The organism is Polyangium mundeleinium (assembly GCF_028369105.1).
In the GTDB taxonomy this organism is placed as follows: Bacteria; Myxococcota_A; Polyangia; order Polyangiales; family Polyangiaceae; genus Polyangium; species Polyangium mundeleinium.
Genome location: NZ_JAQNDO010000001.1, coordinates 777,598 through 795,805, shown reverse-complemented (window position 1 = coordinate 795,805; position 18,208 = coordinate 777,598). Strand labels below are relative to the sequence as shown.

At 70.3% G+C, this 18,208-nt stretch carries 14 protein-coding genes; 6 read left to right on the top strand and 8 right to left on the bottom strand.

Annotated elements, in window-relative coordinates:
* Window positions 1–46: 46 nt before the first annotated feature.
* The 3 genes from POL67_RS03235 to POL67_RS03225 form a co-directional block, all read right to left on the bottom strand.
* Entirely contained in the window at window positions 47–589 is a 543-nt protein-coding gene (locus tag POL67_RS03235; RefSeq protein WP_271915504.1) for a carboxymuconolactone decarboxylase family protein, read from the bottom strand.
* A gap of 4 nt (window positions 590–593) precedes the next feature.
* On the bottom strand, window positions 594–1,133 hold the full coding sequence (locus tag POL67_RS03230) for a peroxiredoxin (RefSeq protein ID WP_271915502.1): 540 nt from the start codon (window positions 1,131–1,133) through the stop codon (window positions 594–596).
* 117 nt (window positions 1,134–1,250) lie between these two features.
* Window positions 1,251–1,700, bottom strand: coding sequence for a Fur family transcriptional regulator (locus tag POL67_RS03225; protein ID WP_271915500.1), 450 nt, complete (start codon window positions 1,698–1,700; stop codon window positions 1,251–1,253).
* A 276-nt stretch (window positions 1,701–1,976) separates the two neighbouring features.
* On the opposite strand from POL67_RS03225, the gene POL67_RS03220 reads away from it, so the two are divergent.
* Window positions 1,977–2,243 carry a hypothetical protein gene (locus tag POL67_RS03220; protein WP_271915497.1) on the top strand — a complete coding sequence of 89 codons (267 nt, stop codon included), beginning with the start codon at window positions 1,977–1,979 and terminating at the stop codon, window positions 2,241–2,243.
* Window positions 2,240–2,674, top strand: a complete 435-nt coding sequence (locus POL67_RS03215; protein WP_271915495.1) for a hypothetical protein — start codon at window positions 2,240–2,242, stop codon at window positions 2,672–2,674. The genes POL67_RS03220 and POL67_RS03215 overlap by 4 nt, the downstream gene beginning before the upstream one ends.
* 54 nt (window positions 2,675–2,728) lie before the next feature.
* Here the strand turns inward: POL67_RS03215 and POL67_RS03210 are convergent, their stop codons facing one another.
* Complete coding sequence (locus POL67_RS03210) at window positions 2,729–7,714, bottom strand: AAA family ATPase (RefSeq protein WP_271915493.1); 4,986 nt, start codon at window positions 7,712–7,714, stop codon at window positions 2,729–2,731.
* Between the two features lie 173 nt (window positions 7,715–7,887).
* On the opposite strand from POL67_RS03210, the gene POL67_RS03205 reads away from it, so the two are divergent.
* Together POL67_RS03205 and POL67_RS03200 are read left to right on the top strand one after the other, a co-directional pair.
* Window positions 7,888–8,250 carry a hypothetical protein gene (locus tag POL67_RS03205; RefSeq protein WP_271915491.1) on the top strand — a complete coding sequence of 121 codons (363 nt, stop codon included), beginning with the start codon at window positions 7,888–7,890 and terminating at the stop codon, window positions 8,248–8,250.
* An 18-nt stretch (window positions 8,251–8,268) separates the two neighbouring features.
* Window positions 8,269–8,700 (top strand): acyl-CoA thioesterase, encoded by a 432-nt coding sequence (locus tag POL67_RS03200; RefSeq protein WP_271915489.1) that lies wholly within the window; start codon window positions 8,269–8,271, stop codon window positions 8,698–8,700.
* On the opposite strand, the gene POL67_RS53450 is transcribed toward POL67_RS03200, so the two are convergent.
* Both POL67_RS53450 and POL67_RS03190 read right to left on the bottom strand, forming a co-directional pair.
* A complete protein-coding gene (locus POL67_RS53450) occupies window positions 8,690–8,956 on the bottom strand; it encodes an STAS domain-containing protein (protein ID WP_308789503.1) in 267 nt (88 codons plus the stop codon). The two genes, POL67_RS03200 and POL67_RS53450, sit on opposite strands and share 11 nt — an antisense overlap.
* 112 nt (window positions 8,957–9,068) lie before the next feature.
* The gene (locus POL67_RS03190; protein WP_271915487.1) at window positions 9,069–10,592 is read right to left on the bottom strand and encodes a leucine-rich repeat domain-containing protein; all 1,524 of its coding nucleotides are present in this window, start codon (window positions 10,590–10,592) and stop codon (window positions 9,069–9,071) included.
* A gap of 86 nt (window positions 10,593–10,678) precedes the next feature.
* Here POL67_RS03190 and POL67_RS03185 point away from each other — a divergent pair, with 86 nt between their 5' ends.
* Window positions 10,679–13,582 (top strand): vWA domain-containing protein, encoded by a 2,904-nt coding sequence (locus POL67_RS03185; RefSeq protein ID WP_271915485.1) that lies wholly within the window; start codon window positions 10,679–10,681, stop codon window positions 13,580–13,582.
* 70 nt (window positions 13,583–13,652) lie between these two features.
* On the top strand, window positions 13,653–15,173 hold the full coding sequence (locus POL67_RS03180; protein WP_271915483.1) for a GMC family oxidoreductase: 1,521 nt from the start codon (window positions 13,653–13,655) through the stop codon (window positions 15,171–15,173).
* 478 nt (window positions 15,174–15,651) lie between these two features.
* Here the strand turns inward: POL67_RS03180 and POL67_RS03175 are convergent, their stop codons facing one another.
* On the bottom strand, window positions 15,652–16,698 hold the full coding sequence (locus POL67_RS03175) for a hypothetical protein (RefSeq protein WP_271915481.1): 1,047 nt from the start codon (window positions 16,696–16,698) through the stop codon (window positions 15,652–15,654).
* Window positions 16,699–16,714: 16 nt separating this feature from the next.
* Window positions 16,715–18,046, bottom strand: a complete 1,332-nt coding sequence (locus POL67_RS03170) for a hypothetical protein (protein ID WP_271915479.1) — start codon at window positions 18,044–18,046, stop codon at window positions 16,715–16,717.
* Window positions 18,047–18,208 lie beyond the last annotated feature (162 nt).

Genomic DNA, 18,208 nt, shown 5'->3' with positions numbered 1-18,208 from the left:
CGCGGGGGGCAGCGCAGCGAGGCGCCGTGCCCGAGGGTTTGGGAGGTTAAACCGCCCCGGCGGTGATCTCCAGCGCGACCGTCGCGGCCTGGACCGTCGCGGCGATGCGCACGGCATCGTGCACGTGGTCCTCGCCGAGACCGCTCGCGAGGACGGCCACCTCGTGCGACTTCACGCACGCTTCGCAGCCGTTCATGGCGCTCACGGCGAGGCTGATGAGCTCGAAATCGGCCTTCGACGTCTTCGGCTGGCCGATGCGGTTCATGCGGAGCTTCGGCGAGCGCTGCGAATACGTCTCCTTTCCGATCATGTGCCGGAACCGGTAATACACGTTGTTCATCGCCATCAAGGTCGCCGCCGCGTAAGCGTCGTCGATGACGGCCTCGGCGTGCTCGAGCTCCGCGCGCGCCTGCTCGATGAACGCCTCGCGAAGCGGCGCGCACCGTGCGTTCGCCGCCGCCGCGATGGCGATCCCGAGCCGCTGCGCCCGCGTGAGGGACGAGTCACCCTCGAGCACCGATTGCAGGTTCAGCTTCGTGTCCCGCGCGGCGTCGGGCAACTTCGCGCGGATGGCCTCGAGCGCGCTCATGGCTTCAACCCGCCTCCAGCGTCGGCTGGCCCTTCACCCAGTTGCACGGGCAAAGCTCGTCGGTCTGCAGCGCGTCGAGGACACGCAGGACCTCGTCGACGCTGCGGCCGACGGAAAGGTCGTTCACGCCGACGTGCCGGATGATGCCGTTCGGGTCGACGATGAACGTCGCGCGGAGCGCCACGCCCTCCTGCGGGTGCAGGACGCCGAGGGCCTGCGAGAGCTCACGCTTCGTGTCGGCGACCATCGTGAACGGCAGGTCGCGCAGGTCCGGGTGCTGCTTGCGCCAGGCGAGGTGCACGTATTCCGTGTCGGTGCTGATGCCGAGGACCTCGCAATCGCGATCCTTGAAGTCGCGATAACGCTTGCCGAACCCGGCGATCTCGGTCGGGCAGATGAACGTGAAGTCCATCGGCCAGAAGAAGAGCACGGCCCACTTGCCCTGGAGGTTCTCGCTCTTGACGTCGTGGAACTCCTTGCCCTGCTCGAGGCTCACGACGCCCTTCAGGTTGAACGAAGGCAACTTCTGCGAAACGGTCAGCATGTCTTTCTCCTTGGTTGTCTCTATCGAATCCAGAATCCGTTTTGTACTTCGTCCAGTTCTGGACCTCGTCTAAATGCTCGGCGCAAAAAAGCCGCCATGCGCGGGCGCGCGGACGCGTCAGGAAGAGCGGGTCTTCTTGAGCTTGCCGCGCAGCACGACCTGATATTCGTGCACGTCGAAGCCTTCGAGCGCGTCCACGTTCGAGACGGCGAGCGCGCTCCACGGGACGTCGTGAATGGCGCCCGTCTCCTCGTCGATGAAATGATGGTGTGGTTCGAGGTTCGGATCGAACACCACCTTGCCCTCCGCGAGCACGTGGGCCCGAAGCAGGCCCCTGTCCACGAAGAGGTTCAAGGTGTTGTAGACCGTCGCCCGCGACACCATCGGCAGCGCCCGTTTGACCTTCGCGAAGACCTGGTCGGCCGACGGGTGTTCGTCGGTCCGCAAGACGTACTGCGCGATGGCGAGGCGCTGCGCCGAGGGGAGCACGCCGTGCCGTTCGAGGAGCTCTGCCTCGTTCAGCACGGTGCCCGCCGGGATCGGCTTGGCTGGCTTCGTCGGCCTCACGGGGGGTTAGACTGTGTCTAAACCGAGACCCTGTCAAGAACGGCGAACGATTTTCTCGCAAGGCCACGGTCGAGAGCGGCGCGTGAGCAGGGTTCGCGCGTGCAGGCGGCCCGAGCGCGCGCGGCGGCCGCCCTGCGCAGACGAGGGCACGTCCGCCCGTCCGGACGAACCATTGCGGCACGCCGCATGCGAGAAAACGAGGGGGGGTCGTGGGGGCCCGCCGGGCATCGTCCAGGCAACGGCCCTCAGGCGTGAAGAAACACGGGAGACGTACGCATGGACAACAGGGACATTGGCAATACGACGAGCACCCGGCCGCCCGAGTTCGACAGGCAAGAGCGCGAGCGTTCGATGCAGGTCGTGACGGCCGGCTCGCTCGTGGAGGCCCTCGGCGGCGTCGCCGCCGTCGTGCTCGCGGTCCTCGGTCTGGCGGGGATCGCCCGGCAAACGATGATCGCCGTCGCCATCATCGCGATCGGCGCCGCGCTCCTGTTCGCAGGCGCGCGCTGGCCTCGCGGTATTCGCAGTTCGCCTCGCGCGTGAGCGGGCAGCGCGTCGACGAGGTGGAGTTCGGCGGAGGCGTGGGCGTGGAGTTCCTGACGGGCGCCGCAGGCGTGGTGATGGGCGTGCTCATCCTGCTCGGCATCGCCCCGCTGACGCTGTCGGCCGTGTCCGTCGTGGCCTTCGGCGGCGGTCTGCTCTTGTCGACGGGCGCGACGAGCGCGGTGAACCAGCTCGGCGAGGCGTTCCCCTACGACCGGCGCGTGCGGATGGCGCGCGAGGCCGTGCAAGGCGCAGCCGGCGTGCAGGCGCTCGTGGGGATCGGCGCGGCGATCCTCGGCATCCTCGCGCTGCTCGGGATCCAGCCGTACACGCTGCTCCTGGTGGCGCTGCTCGGTCTCGGCGGCGGCGTCTTGATCTCGGCGTCGGCCGTGAGCGGGCGGATGCTCGTCGGGATGCGCGGCTTCCGCTGAGCCGGGGCTCCGTCCACGAAGGCCCACCGCGCGTTCGTCTGTCGGGACAACCTCCTAGCGCTGGGTCCGGGAGAGCGCCCAGGCGACCGCGCTCTTCAAGGTCGCCCGGGTGGCGATCCCCTGCATCGAGTGGTCGAGGTCGACGAGCGTGCGCGCCACCGCGGCGCGGATGCCGGAAATGACGACCTCGGCCCCGAGCAGGCCCACGGCCGAGGCCGCGGCGACGAGCGCAGACGCGACGCTCGCCGAGGCCCCCCGCACCCCCGTGATGTCGAGGATCAAGACACGCGCGCCGCTCGACGAGACGCCCGCGAGCGCGGCCGAGAGGATCTCGGCGGCGCGGCGTTCGTCGAGCACGCCGATGAGGGGCATCACGACGATCCCGTCCGCGATGGGCAGGAGAGGCGCCGAGAGCTCGCGCAGGCGCTCTTCCTGCGCTTCGAGCATCACATCGTGGAGCGCCTCCTTTTCCCGCTCGGCGCGCTCGCGCTCGAGGAGCTCGCGTTCGAGCTCGGCGGTGCGCACCCGGACCTCGTGCTCCAGGCGCTCGTTCGCGAGCCGCTGCGCCTCGTGCATGCGCTGGATGCTCGCCACGAGCAGCGCATTCTCCACGGCAATCGCGGCCTGCGAGGAGAGGAAGGAGGCGACCGCGATGCGCGCGTCGTTGAAGACGTCGGCCACCGAGCGGTTCTCCAGGTAGAGCACGCCCGCGAGGCGGCCACGGTGGGCCATGGCGAGGCAGAGGAGCGACCTCGGCCGGCGCTCGGCGAGGTACGGATCCTTGGAGAACCGATCGAATCCACGGGAGCCGCCGAGCACGACGGGCGCGCGGGTCGCCGCGACCTCGTCGACGAGGGCACGCGGCAGCTCCTCGCCGGCCACGCGCGCCGCCTCGACGCCAACGAGGACACGGTCGGGGTCGATCGTCATGGCCGCCTCGACGTGCAGGCCCGAGCCGCGATCGAGCAGGAGCACGGCGCGCTGGGCGCCCGCCGTCTCCACGATCACGCGCATGACCCGATCGAGCAGGACGTCGAGCACGATCTCCTCGGCGATGGCCCGCGTCGCGCGCATGACGGCGCCAAGATCGAACTCGCCCGCGAGCACGCCCGGCAAGGGCGCGGCCGAGGGGCCGACGCTGCGGCGCGGCAGGAGAAAGCCGTACCGCTCGCGGAGCATGTCGACCTTGGTGATCGCGCCCCAGCGGAGGTAGGCCTGGTACGCCTCGCCCATGTACGCCCGCGCAACCGTGTCGCGATGTCGTTCGAGGTGGAAGCGCGCGGCGAGCTCGTTGGCAAGCGCCTCGTCCCGCGAGACGCCACTCTCGGCAGCCGCGCGGATCGCCTTCTCGTAGAGCGAGAGCGCCGTGGCCTCGTCCCCCGCGGCGCGCGCGCGCTCGGCCGAGACGAGGAGCCATTTGCGCTCATAGTTTTCGGGACACCGCGCGGCGAGGGCCGCAAGGACGGCGAGGATCACGTCCACCCGCGCAAGGCGGGACGCACGCTCGGCGGGGAAGCCGGTGCTGTCGAGGAGGAGCGCGAGCGCGAGCCAGACGGGCAGGTCCGTCGCGAGGAACTCGCCCTCGACGTCGGCGAGGCCGGGCGTCGCCGCGAGCGCCTCGCGCGCCGCGCCCGCCGCGTCCTCGTGCAGGAGGAGGAGCTCGGCGCGGCGCGCGTGCCCATAGAAGCGCGCCCGCGCGCGGCCGGCGCGCTCGTCGGCCGCGAAGAACGTGGCCTCGTCGAAGTCGTCGCCGTCGAGGCTCCCGGGAGCGCGGGTCCGCCCGAGCAAGCTGCGCACGGCCTGCAAGCTGACGCGCGTGGCCAGATCGGCAGCGACCTGACCGCACGGAGCGCGGTGCGCGAGGGCGAGGCTGCGCTCGGCCTCGTCGCAAGCGCGGGCGAGGTCATCGCCGAGCTCGAAGCGCGCAGCGAGGACCTCCGCGGACGCGCGGCAAGCCGTGGACATGTCGCCCACGGCGGCGGCTTGGCCCACGGCGCGGTGGAAATGGAAGAGCGCGAGGCGCCGGGGGCGGCGCGCGTGCAGGATCGAGCCGACCGCGAGGTGCACGCGGCACGCGAGCGGCCCCTCGCCGAGGTCCTCCGCGAGCGCGAGGGCGACGTCGCCGAACGCCTGTCCGGCTTCGGAGAGCTCGGGGAGGACGAACAACGCGGCGCCGTACGCCGCATAGCCGACGGCCGACGCCTCGGTGTTTCCGTGGGCCATGGACGCGCGCACCAGCGCGGCCGCGACGAGCCCCGTGGCCGAACGGCTCACGGCGCCCGCAGGCGTGAGCAATTCGAGGAGGAGCGCCATCGTGGCCACGGCCTCCGGGTTCCGCGCGGCGGGGAGCGACAGGAGTGAGCCCGGCGCGCGGCCGGCGAGCTCCGCCTCGATCGATCGCGCCTCCCGGACGAGCGCGGCGCGCCGCTCGGCCTCGCTGTCCGGCACGACGAACGCGAGCGCGCCGAGGTCCCGCGCGCCCACGCGGAGCGCCTCGATCGGATGGTCGGCGGCGGCTTGCCGTGCGACCTCCAGCCGCTGGGCCTCGATCTGCTCGAGCTTCGTCCGCGCGCCCTCGGCGAGCGCGGCGACGAGCGCCTCGGCCGCGCCGCTTGGCTCGCGCGTGACGAGGCAGGCGCAGAGCTCGCGGGTCAGATCGAACCAGAGCGCGTGGGGCTCGTCCCCGGCGAGGGCCGCGAGCCCGGCCTCGAAGCAGCCGATCGCCTCGGAGAGCGCGCCGATCGCCTGGAGCCTCCGGCCCGCGAGCAGATCCCGCTCGGCGAGGGCGCGCCGCTTTCCCTCGTCTCGCATCGACGCGAGCCCTCGGTTTTGCTGGCGGACGGCCGCCAGCATGTCGCTGTCGCCGTGCTCCCCGCGCGAGGCCAGGATCTCGCCGAGCCGAAGGTGCTCGTCCTGCCGACGCGACGCGGGGATCCGCGCATACACGGCCTCGTGCACGCGCTCGTGGGAGAAGGCGTACGGCACGTCCCACGCCTCCCCCGGGGAAGGCGGCGCCGCGGAGGCGTGCGCGTGCGCGAAGCGGTAATCGGACGAGAGCGGCAGGACGAGGCCCGCTTCGAGCGCGGGCCAGAGGTCCTCGGCGACGGCGGCGGGCTCCCGCTCGGCCACGCACGCGAGCGTGCCGAGGTCGAAGCGCGGGCCGAGGCAGGCGGCGAGCTCCAGGATCCGCTGCGAGCGCGCCGGCAGCGCCGCGACCCGCTCGCCGACGAGATCCCGCGCGCCCTCGGCGCCGAGGTGGTCGCGTACGAGCTCGACGTCCCAGCGAAAGGCGCCCGCGCCCGCGTCGAACCGCACGAACCCCTCGGCGTGGAGCGCGCGGAGGGCCTCGCGCAGGAGGAACGGGCTGCCGTGCGTGGCCGCAGCGAGCACGTCTGCGAGATCGGCGACGCGATCCTCGGGCGCTCCGAGCGTATCGCCGAGCAGCGCGCGCACGTCCGAGGGCGCGAGCGGGCCGACCGCGATCTCCGTCACGGCGACGCCTGCTTGCCGGAGCTCGCGCACGTCGAGGGGCCGCGCCTCGTCGGACCGGGCGTTCTCCCTTCGCGAGAGCACCACGCAGAGCCGCTTCGCCGCCGCGTCCGCGCAGACGACCCGCACCACGGCGATCGAGTCCGCGTCGGCCGCGCCAACGTCGTCGAGGAAAAGCACGAGCGGGCCTTGCCGACTCGCCGCGTCGAGCAGCCCGCGCACGAGCACCGCGAGCTTCCCGCTCGACGCGGCCGCCGACATCGGCGGTTGCGCCTCTCGCTCGCCGAGGGCCGCTTCGAGCTCCGGGACGAGCGCGAACAGCGCCGCCGCGCCCGCGTCGACCGTCCGCGCGAGCTCCCGCAGAAAGGCGCGCGCGTCCTCGGGGGGCCCGCCGAGGATCCGCCGCACGAGGTCCCGCAGCGCCGACGACAAAAGCCCACATGGCGCGGGGCTCCCGAGCGCGTCGGCCCTGCCCTCGGCGAAGACCCCTCCGCGCAGCGCCGCCGCGCTCTCCAGCTCGCGCGCGAGCGTCGACTTGCCGACGCCTGCTGGCCCCGAGAGCACGATCACCCCGAGCCGCCCGGACGCGGCGCGCTCGAAGGCCTGGGCCATCTGCTGCCGCTCCCGCTCCCGCCCATAGAGCTTTTGCGGCAGCACGAGCTCCGCGCCGAGGTCGTGCCTGCCGAGCGGAAACGGCTCGATCTGGCCGTGTTGCTCCCACTGGGACGCGCAGAACGCGAGGTCTGCTTCGAGCCCGCGCGCGCGCTGGTAACGATCGTCGGCCGATTTCGCGAGCAGCTTGACGATGATGTCCGAGACCACGCGCGGCAGCTCGGGCACGAGCGCGTGGGGCGGCACGGGTGCGCGCGCGATGTGGGCGTGCACGAGCTCCAGCGGCTCTTCCATCACGAACGGCAGCGCGCCGGTCGCGAGCTCGTACAACGTCACGCCGAGCGCATAGAGATCCGCGCGATGATCGACGACGCGGTTCATCCGGCCCGTTTGCTCCGGTGCCATGTACGCGAGCGTCCCTTCGACCGCCGAGGCGGCCGCGATGCGCCCGTCTTCGCGGAGCAACCGCGAGGCGTGGCCGAATCCGATGAGCTCCACCTCCAGCGTCCCGTCGTCGACCAGGAGATTCGCGGGGCAAACATCCTTGTGCACGAGCCCCACGAGGTGCACGCGGTCGAGCGCGCGCGCGATCGCGGCGCCGAGCCGGAGCACCACGCCCACATTCTGCCGCCCGCCGCGCAGCCGCTCGACGAGCGGCCGTTTGCCCGCGTCCGAAAGCACGAGCGCCACGCCGTTGCGGCACGGCGAAAGACCGAGCGCCTCGGGCACGCAGGGCAACACGAGCCCACGCATCACCAAGAATTCGTGCCGGATCCGCGCCACGTCACGCGCGACCGGGTAATCCTCGTTCAGCGCCTCCACGAGGACCGGCGCACCATCGACGTCCCGGTACCCCCGATAAAGCGTGGTCACCTCCCCCTCGAGGACGACCTCCGTGAGCGTGTGCCCCTCCAGCCAGAACCTCATCGGCCCAGCCATCCGTCCCCTCTCGCCTCGCGTCAACCGCGCTCGCAACGACGTTGGTCCGGAACGACCATACTTGTGTCCCGCGACACAGGTCATTCCGGATTGCTTTGCAGACCGTTTCTTGGCGCGCCTCTGCGAAGCGGGCCGGGTATCGTACCGGGGCGAACCTCGCTGCGTTTGCCGTTATGGCCAAAGCACCTCCACGTACGCCGCCCTCCGAAGCGCCGCTCCCGATCCTCGCGTCGGCGGGGCTCCTCGTGGCGCTCATCGGCTCGGCGCTCGCGCACCGCTCGTTTTTCCTCGCCGGATACCTCGCGCTCGTCGCGCTCGTGCCTGCCGTCCCTCGCGAGCGCTTGCGCGCACTCGGCGTCGCTCTCGCGTGGCTCGGCGTCCTCGTTTGTCTCGTCTCGATCGTCCTCGTCCCCCTCGGCGCGCGCGTTGCGGCCGTGTATCTCCCTGGCTGCGTCGTCCTCGTCGTCCGCGTCGCTGCTCTCCGCGCCGCGTCCACGCGGGCGTGGGCCCTGGGAGGGCTGGATTCCTCCGGCTAGCTGCTACGCTCCGCCACCATGACCCGCTTTCACGAGACGCTCATGGGCGTCTACTTCGACGACCTCGACGCCTTCCAGATCCTGCACAACGCGCGGTATCTCCTCTTGTTCGAGCGTACGATCGGCTCCTTCTGGAAGCACCTCGGGTGGGGCGGCGTCCTCGACGCCCAGAAGAACCCCGACCAGTTCCACTTCGTCCGGGCAAACAACATCGAATATCTCCGCCCCGTCGTCGGCGTCCGCGACGTGCGCGTGCGGGTCTGGGTGGAGAAGCTCGGACGATCGAGCCTCACCTTCGGCTTCCGCGTCCTCCCGACCGACCAGGACGAGGACTTCGCCCGCGGCACCCGCACCGTCGTGCGCGTCGATCCCACGACGCACCGGCCCGTCCCCTGGACCGACACCTTCCGCGCGACCCTCGAACCTTACCGCGCCGACCTCAACGCCTGAGCGCCCAGGCGATCCCCGCCCGCAACGTCGAGCGCGTGGTGATGCCGCCGAGCCCCTCACCGAGGTGGACGAGCGTCTGCGCCACGTCGCCGCGGATCCCCGTGAGGACCACGCGCGCCCCGAGGAGCTCCCGCAGCGCTGCCCGCTGCGCCTCGATCACCTGCTCGCGCAGGAGGTCCTGCTCCTCCTCGGCGCGCCTCCGGGCCGGGTTGAAAACCGCGGCGAGGTCACGCGGAAAAATGTCGCAATCGGTCAACCCCGTGATTTCGCCGAGGACTTTCCCGCGACCTTGCCTTCGAGCTCTGCCACGCGCGCCCGCAGCACCCGGACCTCCGCTTCGAGCTCGGCGATCCGCGTCGCGTCGCCCTTCATCGCGTCGTGTCCCCGATGCGACGGCTCTTCATCCCGCTCGCATGCGCGCCTTCGAGCAACTGCTCCAGCACCTCATGCCAGCCGAGCTGATCCCTCGCCACGAGGTCGACCATCACCCCCGCCGCGCTCCGCGTCGTCACCCGCCGCCGCGGCCCCTGCATGAACACCAGCGTGTGGAGCCGCTCGAGCACCTCCTCGTCCACCGGCCGCAGCCGCCCCGCCGCCGGCAAACGCCCTCCACGCTCGCGCGCGAGCACCCACTTCGCGATCTCGACATCGTCGAGCCCCGTATCATCCCGCAGGATGTACACGTCCTCCAGCATTGCGCGATATGTCGCTGCCCAATCGACGCACACCACGCGGGTCGTCGGCAGCGCGACCGTCAGCGCCTCGACCTCGTCCGTCCGGCCGAACGGCGTATCCGTCAGATCGAGCTCTTCGAGGTGCTTCATCGACCGCAGCGCGGCCGGGACGCTCGCGAGCGGAATTCCTTGCAACCACAAGAACTTGAGGCGCGAGAGCCAGCCTATCGCCTCGGGCAGCGCCGTGATCCCCGTCAGCGACAAATCGAGCTCTTCGAGCCCCTCCAGCGTGAAGATCACGTCCGGCGGCTTGCCGTCCCGCAGGCCCACGGGCGACCCGGCGAGCAGCAACGTCCGGAGCCCGGTCAGCCGCGTGAGCACGTCGGGCAGACTTTCGAGCCACGTATTGCGCAGATCGAGCCGCCGGAGCGCGGCGAACGCAGCGACCTCCTCGGGCAACGCGACGAGCGGGTTGTCGCCGAGCTCCAGCGCCTCCATCCCGTCCCACGCGTGTCCCGCGAGCGGCAGCGCGCCGATGCGGTTGCCGGCGACGTCGAGCGCGCGGAGCCGGAGCCCGGGGAGCATGGGCGGCAGCTCCGTGAGCCGGTTTCCGCGCAGCACGAGCGCCCGGAGCGCGCCGAGCTTGCCGATCGACGTCGGCAACCCCGAGAGCCGGTTTTCCCCGAGGTCGAGCTTCTCGAGCGCCGCGAGCGTGCCGAGGTCGCCCGGCAGCGCCTCGAACCCGAGCCCCGCGAGCCCGAGCTCCCCGAGGTCGGCGAGCGCGAGCACCGGCTCCGGGAACGCGTCGAGCGGGTTCTTCCCGAGCACGAGCGCCCGCAGCGCCTTCCGGTCCGCGAGCCACCGCGGCACGGACGCGATGCGGTTCTGGCCGAGGTCGAGCGACACGAGCGCTGGCAGATCGGCCACGAACGAGGGCACGACCTCGAGCTTGTTGTGGCTGAGGTCGAGGACCCGCAGCTTGTCGAGCCGCCCGAGCTTGCGGGGCAGGTCTTCGAGGGCGTTGCGTTCGAGCCGGAGGACCTCCAGCGACGTGAGCTCGCCGAGCCACGCGGGCACCTCGGTGAGGGCATTGCTCCCGAGGTCGAGCTCGACGAGGTTCCGGAGCGCGCGGATCGCAGGGGGGACCTGTCCGAGCACGAGGCCACGCAGATCGAGCTTGCCCGTTTTTTCGGCGGTCCCGAGGCGTTCGGCCAGCATTGCGCGCATGCTAGGAAGCCCTTGCTCTGCGCGTCAACCCTTGACGCCGAGGACCGATCCTGAAATGCGTGTGTGAGGAGGCGGGCATGTTCACGCTGGTCGTCGAGGACGCGAGGGGGCGCGAGACACGCGAGCTGTTCGACAAGCCGATCGTCACCGTCGGCCGAACCAGCACCAGCGACGTCGTCATCGGCTCGAACGGCACCTCGCGGCGCCATGCCCAGATCGAATGGCGAGACGGCCGGATCCGCATCGAGGATCTCGGCTCGGTGAATGGCACGATCGTCAATGGCAAGCAGATCCAGGGCAAGATGGATCTGGCCCCCGACGACGTGATCGAGATCGGCGGGAGGCGCCTGCGAATCGAAGCCGACCCCACGGTCTGGCGCGAGCCACGCAAGCAGCCGTGGGGCCTGCCGCAACCACGCAAACGGCCGAGAAAACCCGCCCCGAACGACAACGGCGTGCTCCTCGCCGATGCAAGCGAAGGCGATTTCCTCGCGGTGCGAGGCGTCACTGCCGACATCCACGTCGACGGGCTCCTCGCGCGGGCCCGCCTCGTCGTCACGTTCCACAATGATCTCGGCCGCACGCTGGAGGGCGACCTCGTCTTTCCGCTCCCGCCCATGGCCGCGCTGCGCGAGCTCGTCGTGAAGCTCGGCAGCCGCACGATCGAGGCAAAAATCCGCGCGCGGGGCCGGGCCCGCGCCGACTACAAGCGCGCCGTCGAATCGGGGCAATCGGCCGCGCTCGGCGAATCCGAGGGCGAGGACCTCGCGCGATTGCGCATTGCCCCGATCGAGCCCGGCGAGGACGTCGAGGTCACGCTCACGGTCGATCAATTGCTCCTGCCGATCGCCGACGGCCACCGGCTCATCGTCCCGCTCACGTACATGCCGCGGTACGTGGAGAACGAGGCGAACGTCACGGAAACCGAGGCCGCGGCGCTCGATCGCCCGAGGCCGACGACGCTCGCGGCGCGGGCCCGCGTGGACATCACGATCGACGATGGCCCGGACGAACCCGCGACCCTTCGCTGCACCTCCCATTCCACGACCATGATGCAGGCCGGCGCGCGCAAGCGGCGCATCGAAGTACACGACGCCCCGCTCGACCGCGATTTGCAGATCGAGATCGCCAATCGACCCCGCGGCGACAAACCTGCCTTGTGGGTCCGCCACGACACGACCGCGGGCCCCGATCAGAATGGTCCGTCGACGGCGATCGGCATCCTCCCGCCGGCGTTCGCGGACGAGGGACCCGTCCTTCCGCGCGCAGTCACGTTCCTCGTCGATCGCTCCGGCTCGATGGGCGGCGCGCCCATGCAATCGGCCATTCGCGCCGTGCGCGGCGCCTTGCGCTCGCTCGGGCCCGACGACCGCTTCAACGTGATCGCGTTCGACGACAGGCTCGAAGCGCTCGCGGTGACGCCCGTCCCCTTCGACGACGAGCACCTCCAGACCGCGGACGATTTCATCGGCCGCATCACCTCCCGCGGCGGCACCGAAGCGTCCAGCGCCATCCGCGCGGCGCTCTCGTCGCGGCTCGGCACCGAGGTCCCCGTCGCCACGACCAACCTCCCGCCGCCCGACCAGACGTACCGGCTCCGGATCGTCGTTTTCATGACCGACGGTGACGTCGCGAATGCCGCGAACGTGCTCAGGGCCGCGAAGGACCAGCTCCTCGACACGCGCCTGCACGTGCTCGGCATCGGTGAATCCGTCCAGCATTCGATGCTCGCCGAGCTCGCGCAGCTCGGCGGCGGCACGTACACGCCCGTCACGACGAACGAGGACCTCGAGCGCGCGCTCGTGCGGCTCAAGAATGCGATCACCGCGCCGCTCTGGACGGGCATCCGTGTGCTCGTCGAGCGCGACGGCGAACGCAAGAGCCCGAAAATGCTCGAACCCCCCGGCCCGATCGACCTCTTCGCCGCCGAGCCCGTCCTTTTCGCATTTCGCGGCCCCATCGAGCCGGGCGATCGCCTCGTGCTCCTCGGGCAACGCGCGGACGGCGAGGAGCAACGCGTCGCCCTCTCGCTCGACGTGCCCGCGGACGCGCGCGCGGAGGGCGCGGCCACGTTATGGGCGCTGCTCCGCAACAAGCGCCTCACGTATCGATTCGATCCCGACGACGACCCCACGCTCGAAGGCCTCGGGACCACGTTTGGCCTGGTGAACCGCACGGTCGCGCTCGTCGGCGTGAACCCGGACGATCGCAAGGTGACGATCGAAGGAAAGGTCCCGGTCACCCTCCCCTTGCCGACGAACGTGGCCGAGGAAGCCTTCTTTTCGAATGCGCTCCCCGGGTCGCCTGCCGCGCCCGGCGCCAGGCCGGCCGCCGCCGCATTCCGTCCGGCCGCGCCCGCGCCGCCCGGCGGATTCGGGCCGCCGCCGCCCCCCGCCATGGGCGCGCCGCCCCCCGCATTGGCGGCACTGCCACCGCCTCCGAGGTTGGCCGTCCCCGGCGCGCCGACCCCGCCACCGCCGCCCGCGCGTCGTGCCCCGGCCCCCGCCCCGGCCCCCGCCGCCGAAATAACCCGATCCGCGCCGCCTGCGCCCCCGCGCCTCACGGACGACGACGCCGGCCTCCGCGCGCTCCTCCTCCATCAAAAGGCCGACGGCCTCTTCGACGCTGATCTCGGCGCCACGCTCGCCGCCGTCGCGGCCCTCGTCGCGCGTGGCCACACCGCCCGCGAGGGCCTCTTCCGCGCCGAGCTCCGCCGCACCACGGTCACCTTGCGTGGCAAGCTCGCGGGATTGTCCGCCGAGGACAAACTCTGCGCCCTGCTCGCCCTCGCGCTCCTCACGATGCCTCACGGCGACCCTGCGCCCGACGGCCTCCCGGCCCCGATCGCCGCGTCCCTCACGGGCCTCTCGCTCGCCGATCGCCCCGGCGCCGCCGCCAAGATCGGCGCCGCCCTCGGGCACCTGCCTTCTGGCTGGGCCAACAAGCCCCTCGCCGCCGAGGTGAAGCGGGTCTTCCTGTAAAACCGTTTGCCATGGAACCCGGGCGTCCGGACGACGTGAACCGCTCCGGAAACATGGTAGGCTCGGACCCATGCAAGCAGAGACCATCGTGGTGGGCGCCGGCTCGTCCGGCGCGGTGATCGCGGCCCGCGCGACCGAACGCGCGGAGCGCGAGGTGCTGCTCGTCGAGGCCGGGCCCGATTATCCCCCGAGCGTGACGCTCCCCTCGGACCTCGTGGACGGCACACGAAACTCGATCACCGCCCACGACTGGGGTTTTTCCTATCTGCCCATGCCGGGGCACAAGCCCTTCGTGTACCCCCGCGGCAAGGTCGTCGGCGGCTCCTCCGCGGTCAATACCTGCATCGCGCTCCGCGGCCAGCCCTACGATTACGACGAATGGGCGGCGCTCGGCTTGCCCGAGTGGAGCTTCGAGAACTGCCTGCCCGCCTTGAAGCGCCTCGAAGACGATCAGGACGTCCAGAATCGCTGGCACGGCCGCGGCGGCCCCCTTCCCATCCGGCGCCACCCGCCCGAGGAGCTCGCGCCGTTCCAGGTCGCCTTCATGGAAGCCTGCCGCGCCCTCGGGTTTCCGGCCTGCCCCGATCAAAACGACCCGGACCCGTTCGGCGTCGGCCCGCAGCCCATGAACAAAATCGGCGGCGTCCGCATGAGCGCCGCGCGTTGTTACCTCCGCGAAGACGTCCGCCGCCGGGACAACCTCACGATCCGGCCGCACACGTCCGTGCGCCGCGTCCTCTTCCACAATGGCAAGGTCACGGGCCTCGAGGTCGAGACCTCCGGCAAGATCGAGGTCCTCGCGACGAACCGCGTCGTCCTCGCGGCCGGCGCGATCGCCACGCCGGGGATTCTCATTCGTTCAGGCATCGGACCGCGCGACTTGCTCGAACGGCTCGGCGTGGACGTCGTCTCCGACGTCCCGGCCGTCGGCGCGCGCCTCCTCGATCACCCGGGCTCCCTCGCCATCTTCGTCCCGAAAACGTACGGATTCGCCAGCATCCGCCATCCCCTCATTCAAACGGTGCTGCGATACACCTCGGAGGGCAGCCCCTTCCCGAGCGACATGCAGCTCCAGCCGTTCTCGTTTTTCGCCTGGCCCGGCAATTACATGCCGCTCGTCGGCATCTCCTGCTGCGTCGGCAAACCCCGCGGCCACGGCCGCATCACGTGGACCAGCGCTGATCCCTCCGCCAAACCCCGCATCGAACTCGACATCATCCTCCACCCCGATGACCGCGCCTGCGCTGTCGAGGCCATGGAGCTCGCCGGTGATGTCGCGCGCACGAAGCCCCTGCGCGACCTCGTCGTCCCTTTCTGGCCGAACGACCGCGTCCTCCGCAATCGAGCCGAAATCTCGCGCTGGATCGAATGGAGCTCCGGCTCCGGGTATCACCCCTCCGGCACCGTCCCGATGGGGCCGGAGGGCGATCCCGAGGCGGCCGTCGACGGCCGCGGCCACGTGCGCGGCGTCTCGGGCCTCGTCGTGGCGGACGCGAGCATCATGCCGACGATCGTCAGCACGAACACGAACGTCACGGCCTTGATGATCGGCGAGCGATTCGGGGAATGGCTGCGGGACGGGGGGCTTTAGCGCGACTCATCCAGGAGCCCGCTCGACATCGGAGTCGCCGACCCCGTGATCGGGGTGCACCCTCTTCGACATCGGAGTCGCCGACCCCGTGATCGGAGTGCACCCTCTTCGACATCGGAGTCGCCGACCCCGTGATCGGAGTGCGCCCTCTTCGACATCGGAGTCGCCGACCCCGTGATCGGAGTGCGCCCTCTTCGACATCGGAGTCGCCGACCCCGTGATCGGAGTGCACCCTCTTCGACATCGGAGTCGCCGACCCCGTGATCGGAGTGCACCCTCTTCGACATCGGAGTCGCCGACCCCGTGATCGGAGTGCACCCTCTTCGACATCGGAGTCGCCGACCCCGTGATCGGAGTCCTCGCCCTTTGACCGCGAAGTCAGCGAGCGCGTGGCGCGGGACGCGCCAGGGTGAGGTGTGGGATGTTGGGATCGCGATTCCGGTCGCGTAGATCCACGGACTGTTAGGCGAGGATGGGATCAGGGCCCGGGGCCAGGCCCGGGGTCGGGATCGGGCGGGGGGGCCTGATCGTAGATGCTCGGGCTGCATGTACCCCACGTGGCATTGCAGCCGGTGAACCCGAGCGTCTTGCAGTCGACCTTGTCGATCCGGCCGGCGTGGCAGACGACGATCGAATCGCCCTCGCACGTCGCGTTGTCCCCGCTGAAGGGATCACACGCGCTCCCAAATCCGCAAAAGTACGACGCACCCGAGCTGTTGCAGGCAGACCCCTTCACGAGCTTGTCGCAATCGACCGCCTGCTCGCCTCCGTTGATGCAGGCGCGCAGCTCCGGACCGTCGCACGTGAGACCTGAGCTGTAGTCAATCGTGAGCCCGCCGCCCGTGTCCGACTGGCACGTCGCGCCCGTTCCAACGCACCCAACGCCACCGAATTGCAGATCCTTGCACGTGAGTCCGAAATCGGCGCAAGCCGGCCCGTTCGTCTCCAGCTCGCCCGAGCACACCCGGGGCACGCCGTCCTGGCAGACCTCCTTGAACGTCTCGTCGTTGCACGTCGCCCCGGGCTGAATGCTCTTGTCGACGCAGTCCCTCGCCTCCTCGGAGCACTCGCGGCCGACCACGCTGCAATCGACCGTGAATGCGAGCTGGTCGTCGCACACCTTGAGCACGTTCCCCGTGCAGGTGGGCATGCAAGGACCGGAGAGATCGACCGTCACCCCGAGGCACTCCTCGATCGCCTTGCAGCCGTTGGTCTTGCTCGCGAGGCACTTCGTGTAGCTCAGGACGTCGAGATCGGTGTCGACCCCGCGCTCCGCATAGAAATCGCGGAGCCAGTTATCGACGAGGCTATCCGGAACGCAGCTCCCCATGAGGATCGCCGCTTTCAAGAGGTCGTCCGGATCTTTGGGCCCCGGCGGATCGACGGGGGTGCCGCCGCCCACGCCGCCGGAGCCGCCCGCGCCACCGGAGCCGCCGGAGCCGGTGGTATTGCTGGCCTCGGGTCCACACGCCAGGACAACCCCCGCGAGGACCGAGGCCAAGAGAACCGTCTTTCGATCGAGCATGGCCCTCTTCATCCGCTCAGTTGGCGCCACCCGGGTCGCAGGCGAAAAGCACGGCGACCTTGGCCGCCGCGTCGTTCTTGACCACCCCGCAGGTATCCGGGCAGAGGATGATCTTGTTCGCGGGCTTGTCGATGTAGAACGCGTCCGCCGCGCACGCCGCCGCGTCCGCGACCTGGCTGAACTGCTTGTTCGGGGACATGTCGCCGGGCGTGTAATCGACGACCACGCTGCTCAGATCGACGGTCGTGCCCTCGGGCGGATCGGGGATCCCGAATTCGCAGGCGACCTGCGCGCCGGCGACGACGCCTTCCGCGATCGCCTGGAACACGGCGTCGTACGAGGTCGTGTCGCAGAGCGGGAACTTGAGCCCGCCCGTGAGGTTGCTCAGGCCCTGATAGCCGGTGCCGGGATCGGCGGCCGTCGGGCACTTGCCCGTGATGACCGGGTCGGAGGGCTCGTACGGCTTGTTCGCCGGGTCGTTGTAGGCCATCGCGACGATGCTGTAGAAGCGATAGTTGCGATTCTCGGCGGTGCCGAAATTCTCCGGCGACAGCGCGAGCAGCGCCGTGTCCCAGTTCGTCGCGACCGTGTTCCCGCCGTTGACGGAGTTGCTGTCGTTGTAGGTCTTGCCGCCGTAGCTGCAGTTGACCCCGTCGTCCGTGAGCTCGATGAACGTTTTGAACGCGTCGGGCCGCAGCCACTCCTTCCAGCCCATCGGCGCGAACCCGTACTCGTCCTGCACGCCATACGTCGAGAGCACCTTGCAGAGCGAGTCGTGGCTCGCGACCTCGACGCTGTAGTGGAAGAATTTGCCAGGGTTGTTCACGGGCGACACCGGCGGGGGCATGCAGCCGCCCGCGGGAATGCCGGAGAGCGGCGCCTCGATGCACACGCTCTGCGCGCTCGACGCGTTGCCGTGCCTCGCAATGAGGATGACACGGTAATCGAGCCCGCTCGCCTCGAGGATCTGCGCGAAGTTCTGGTTGATGTTGTTCTGAACGCCGATGATCTCGGCCGACATGCTGCCGGAGTTGTCGATCAGGACAATGACGTCGACCGGCTTCTTGACGAGCGTCGCCTCCGAGCTCTGGCTCACACAGGCGCTGTCCTCGGTGAGCCCGCCATCGCCCGGCCCTGCGTCGAAGAAGGTGATGTCGCCGCCCTCACCGCCATTGCCGCTTCCCCCCTGCCCATTGCCGCCGCCGCCCTGCGACGAGCCGGACGAGTTGCCGCCCGTGTTGCCCGATCCCGAGGTGTTGTCCCCACCCGAGCAACCCGCGCCGAGCCCCGCGCCGATGAGGGAGAAGCCCGCGAACGCGCAAAGGAAGATGGTTCGTTTCGTGCGCATGTTATTCCTCCGAGGTCCAAGCATCGGGCAGCACGCTTCTGAATGCAAGGACTCGAAGCCTCCCGCATCGGCTATTCTCCTGTCCACGCGAAGCTCCCTTCGCGGCCGGGGGTTTCTGAACGGACCCGAATTTGGTATGGGTTTCGAGCACGCGGGAGCGCT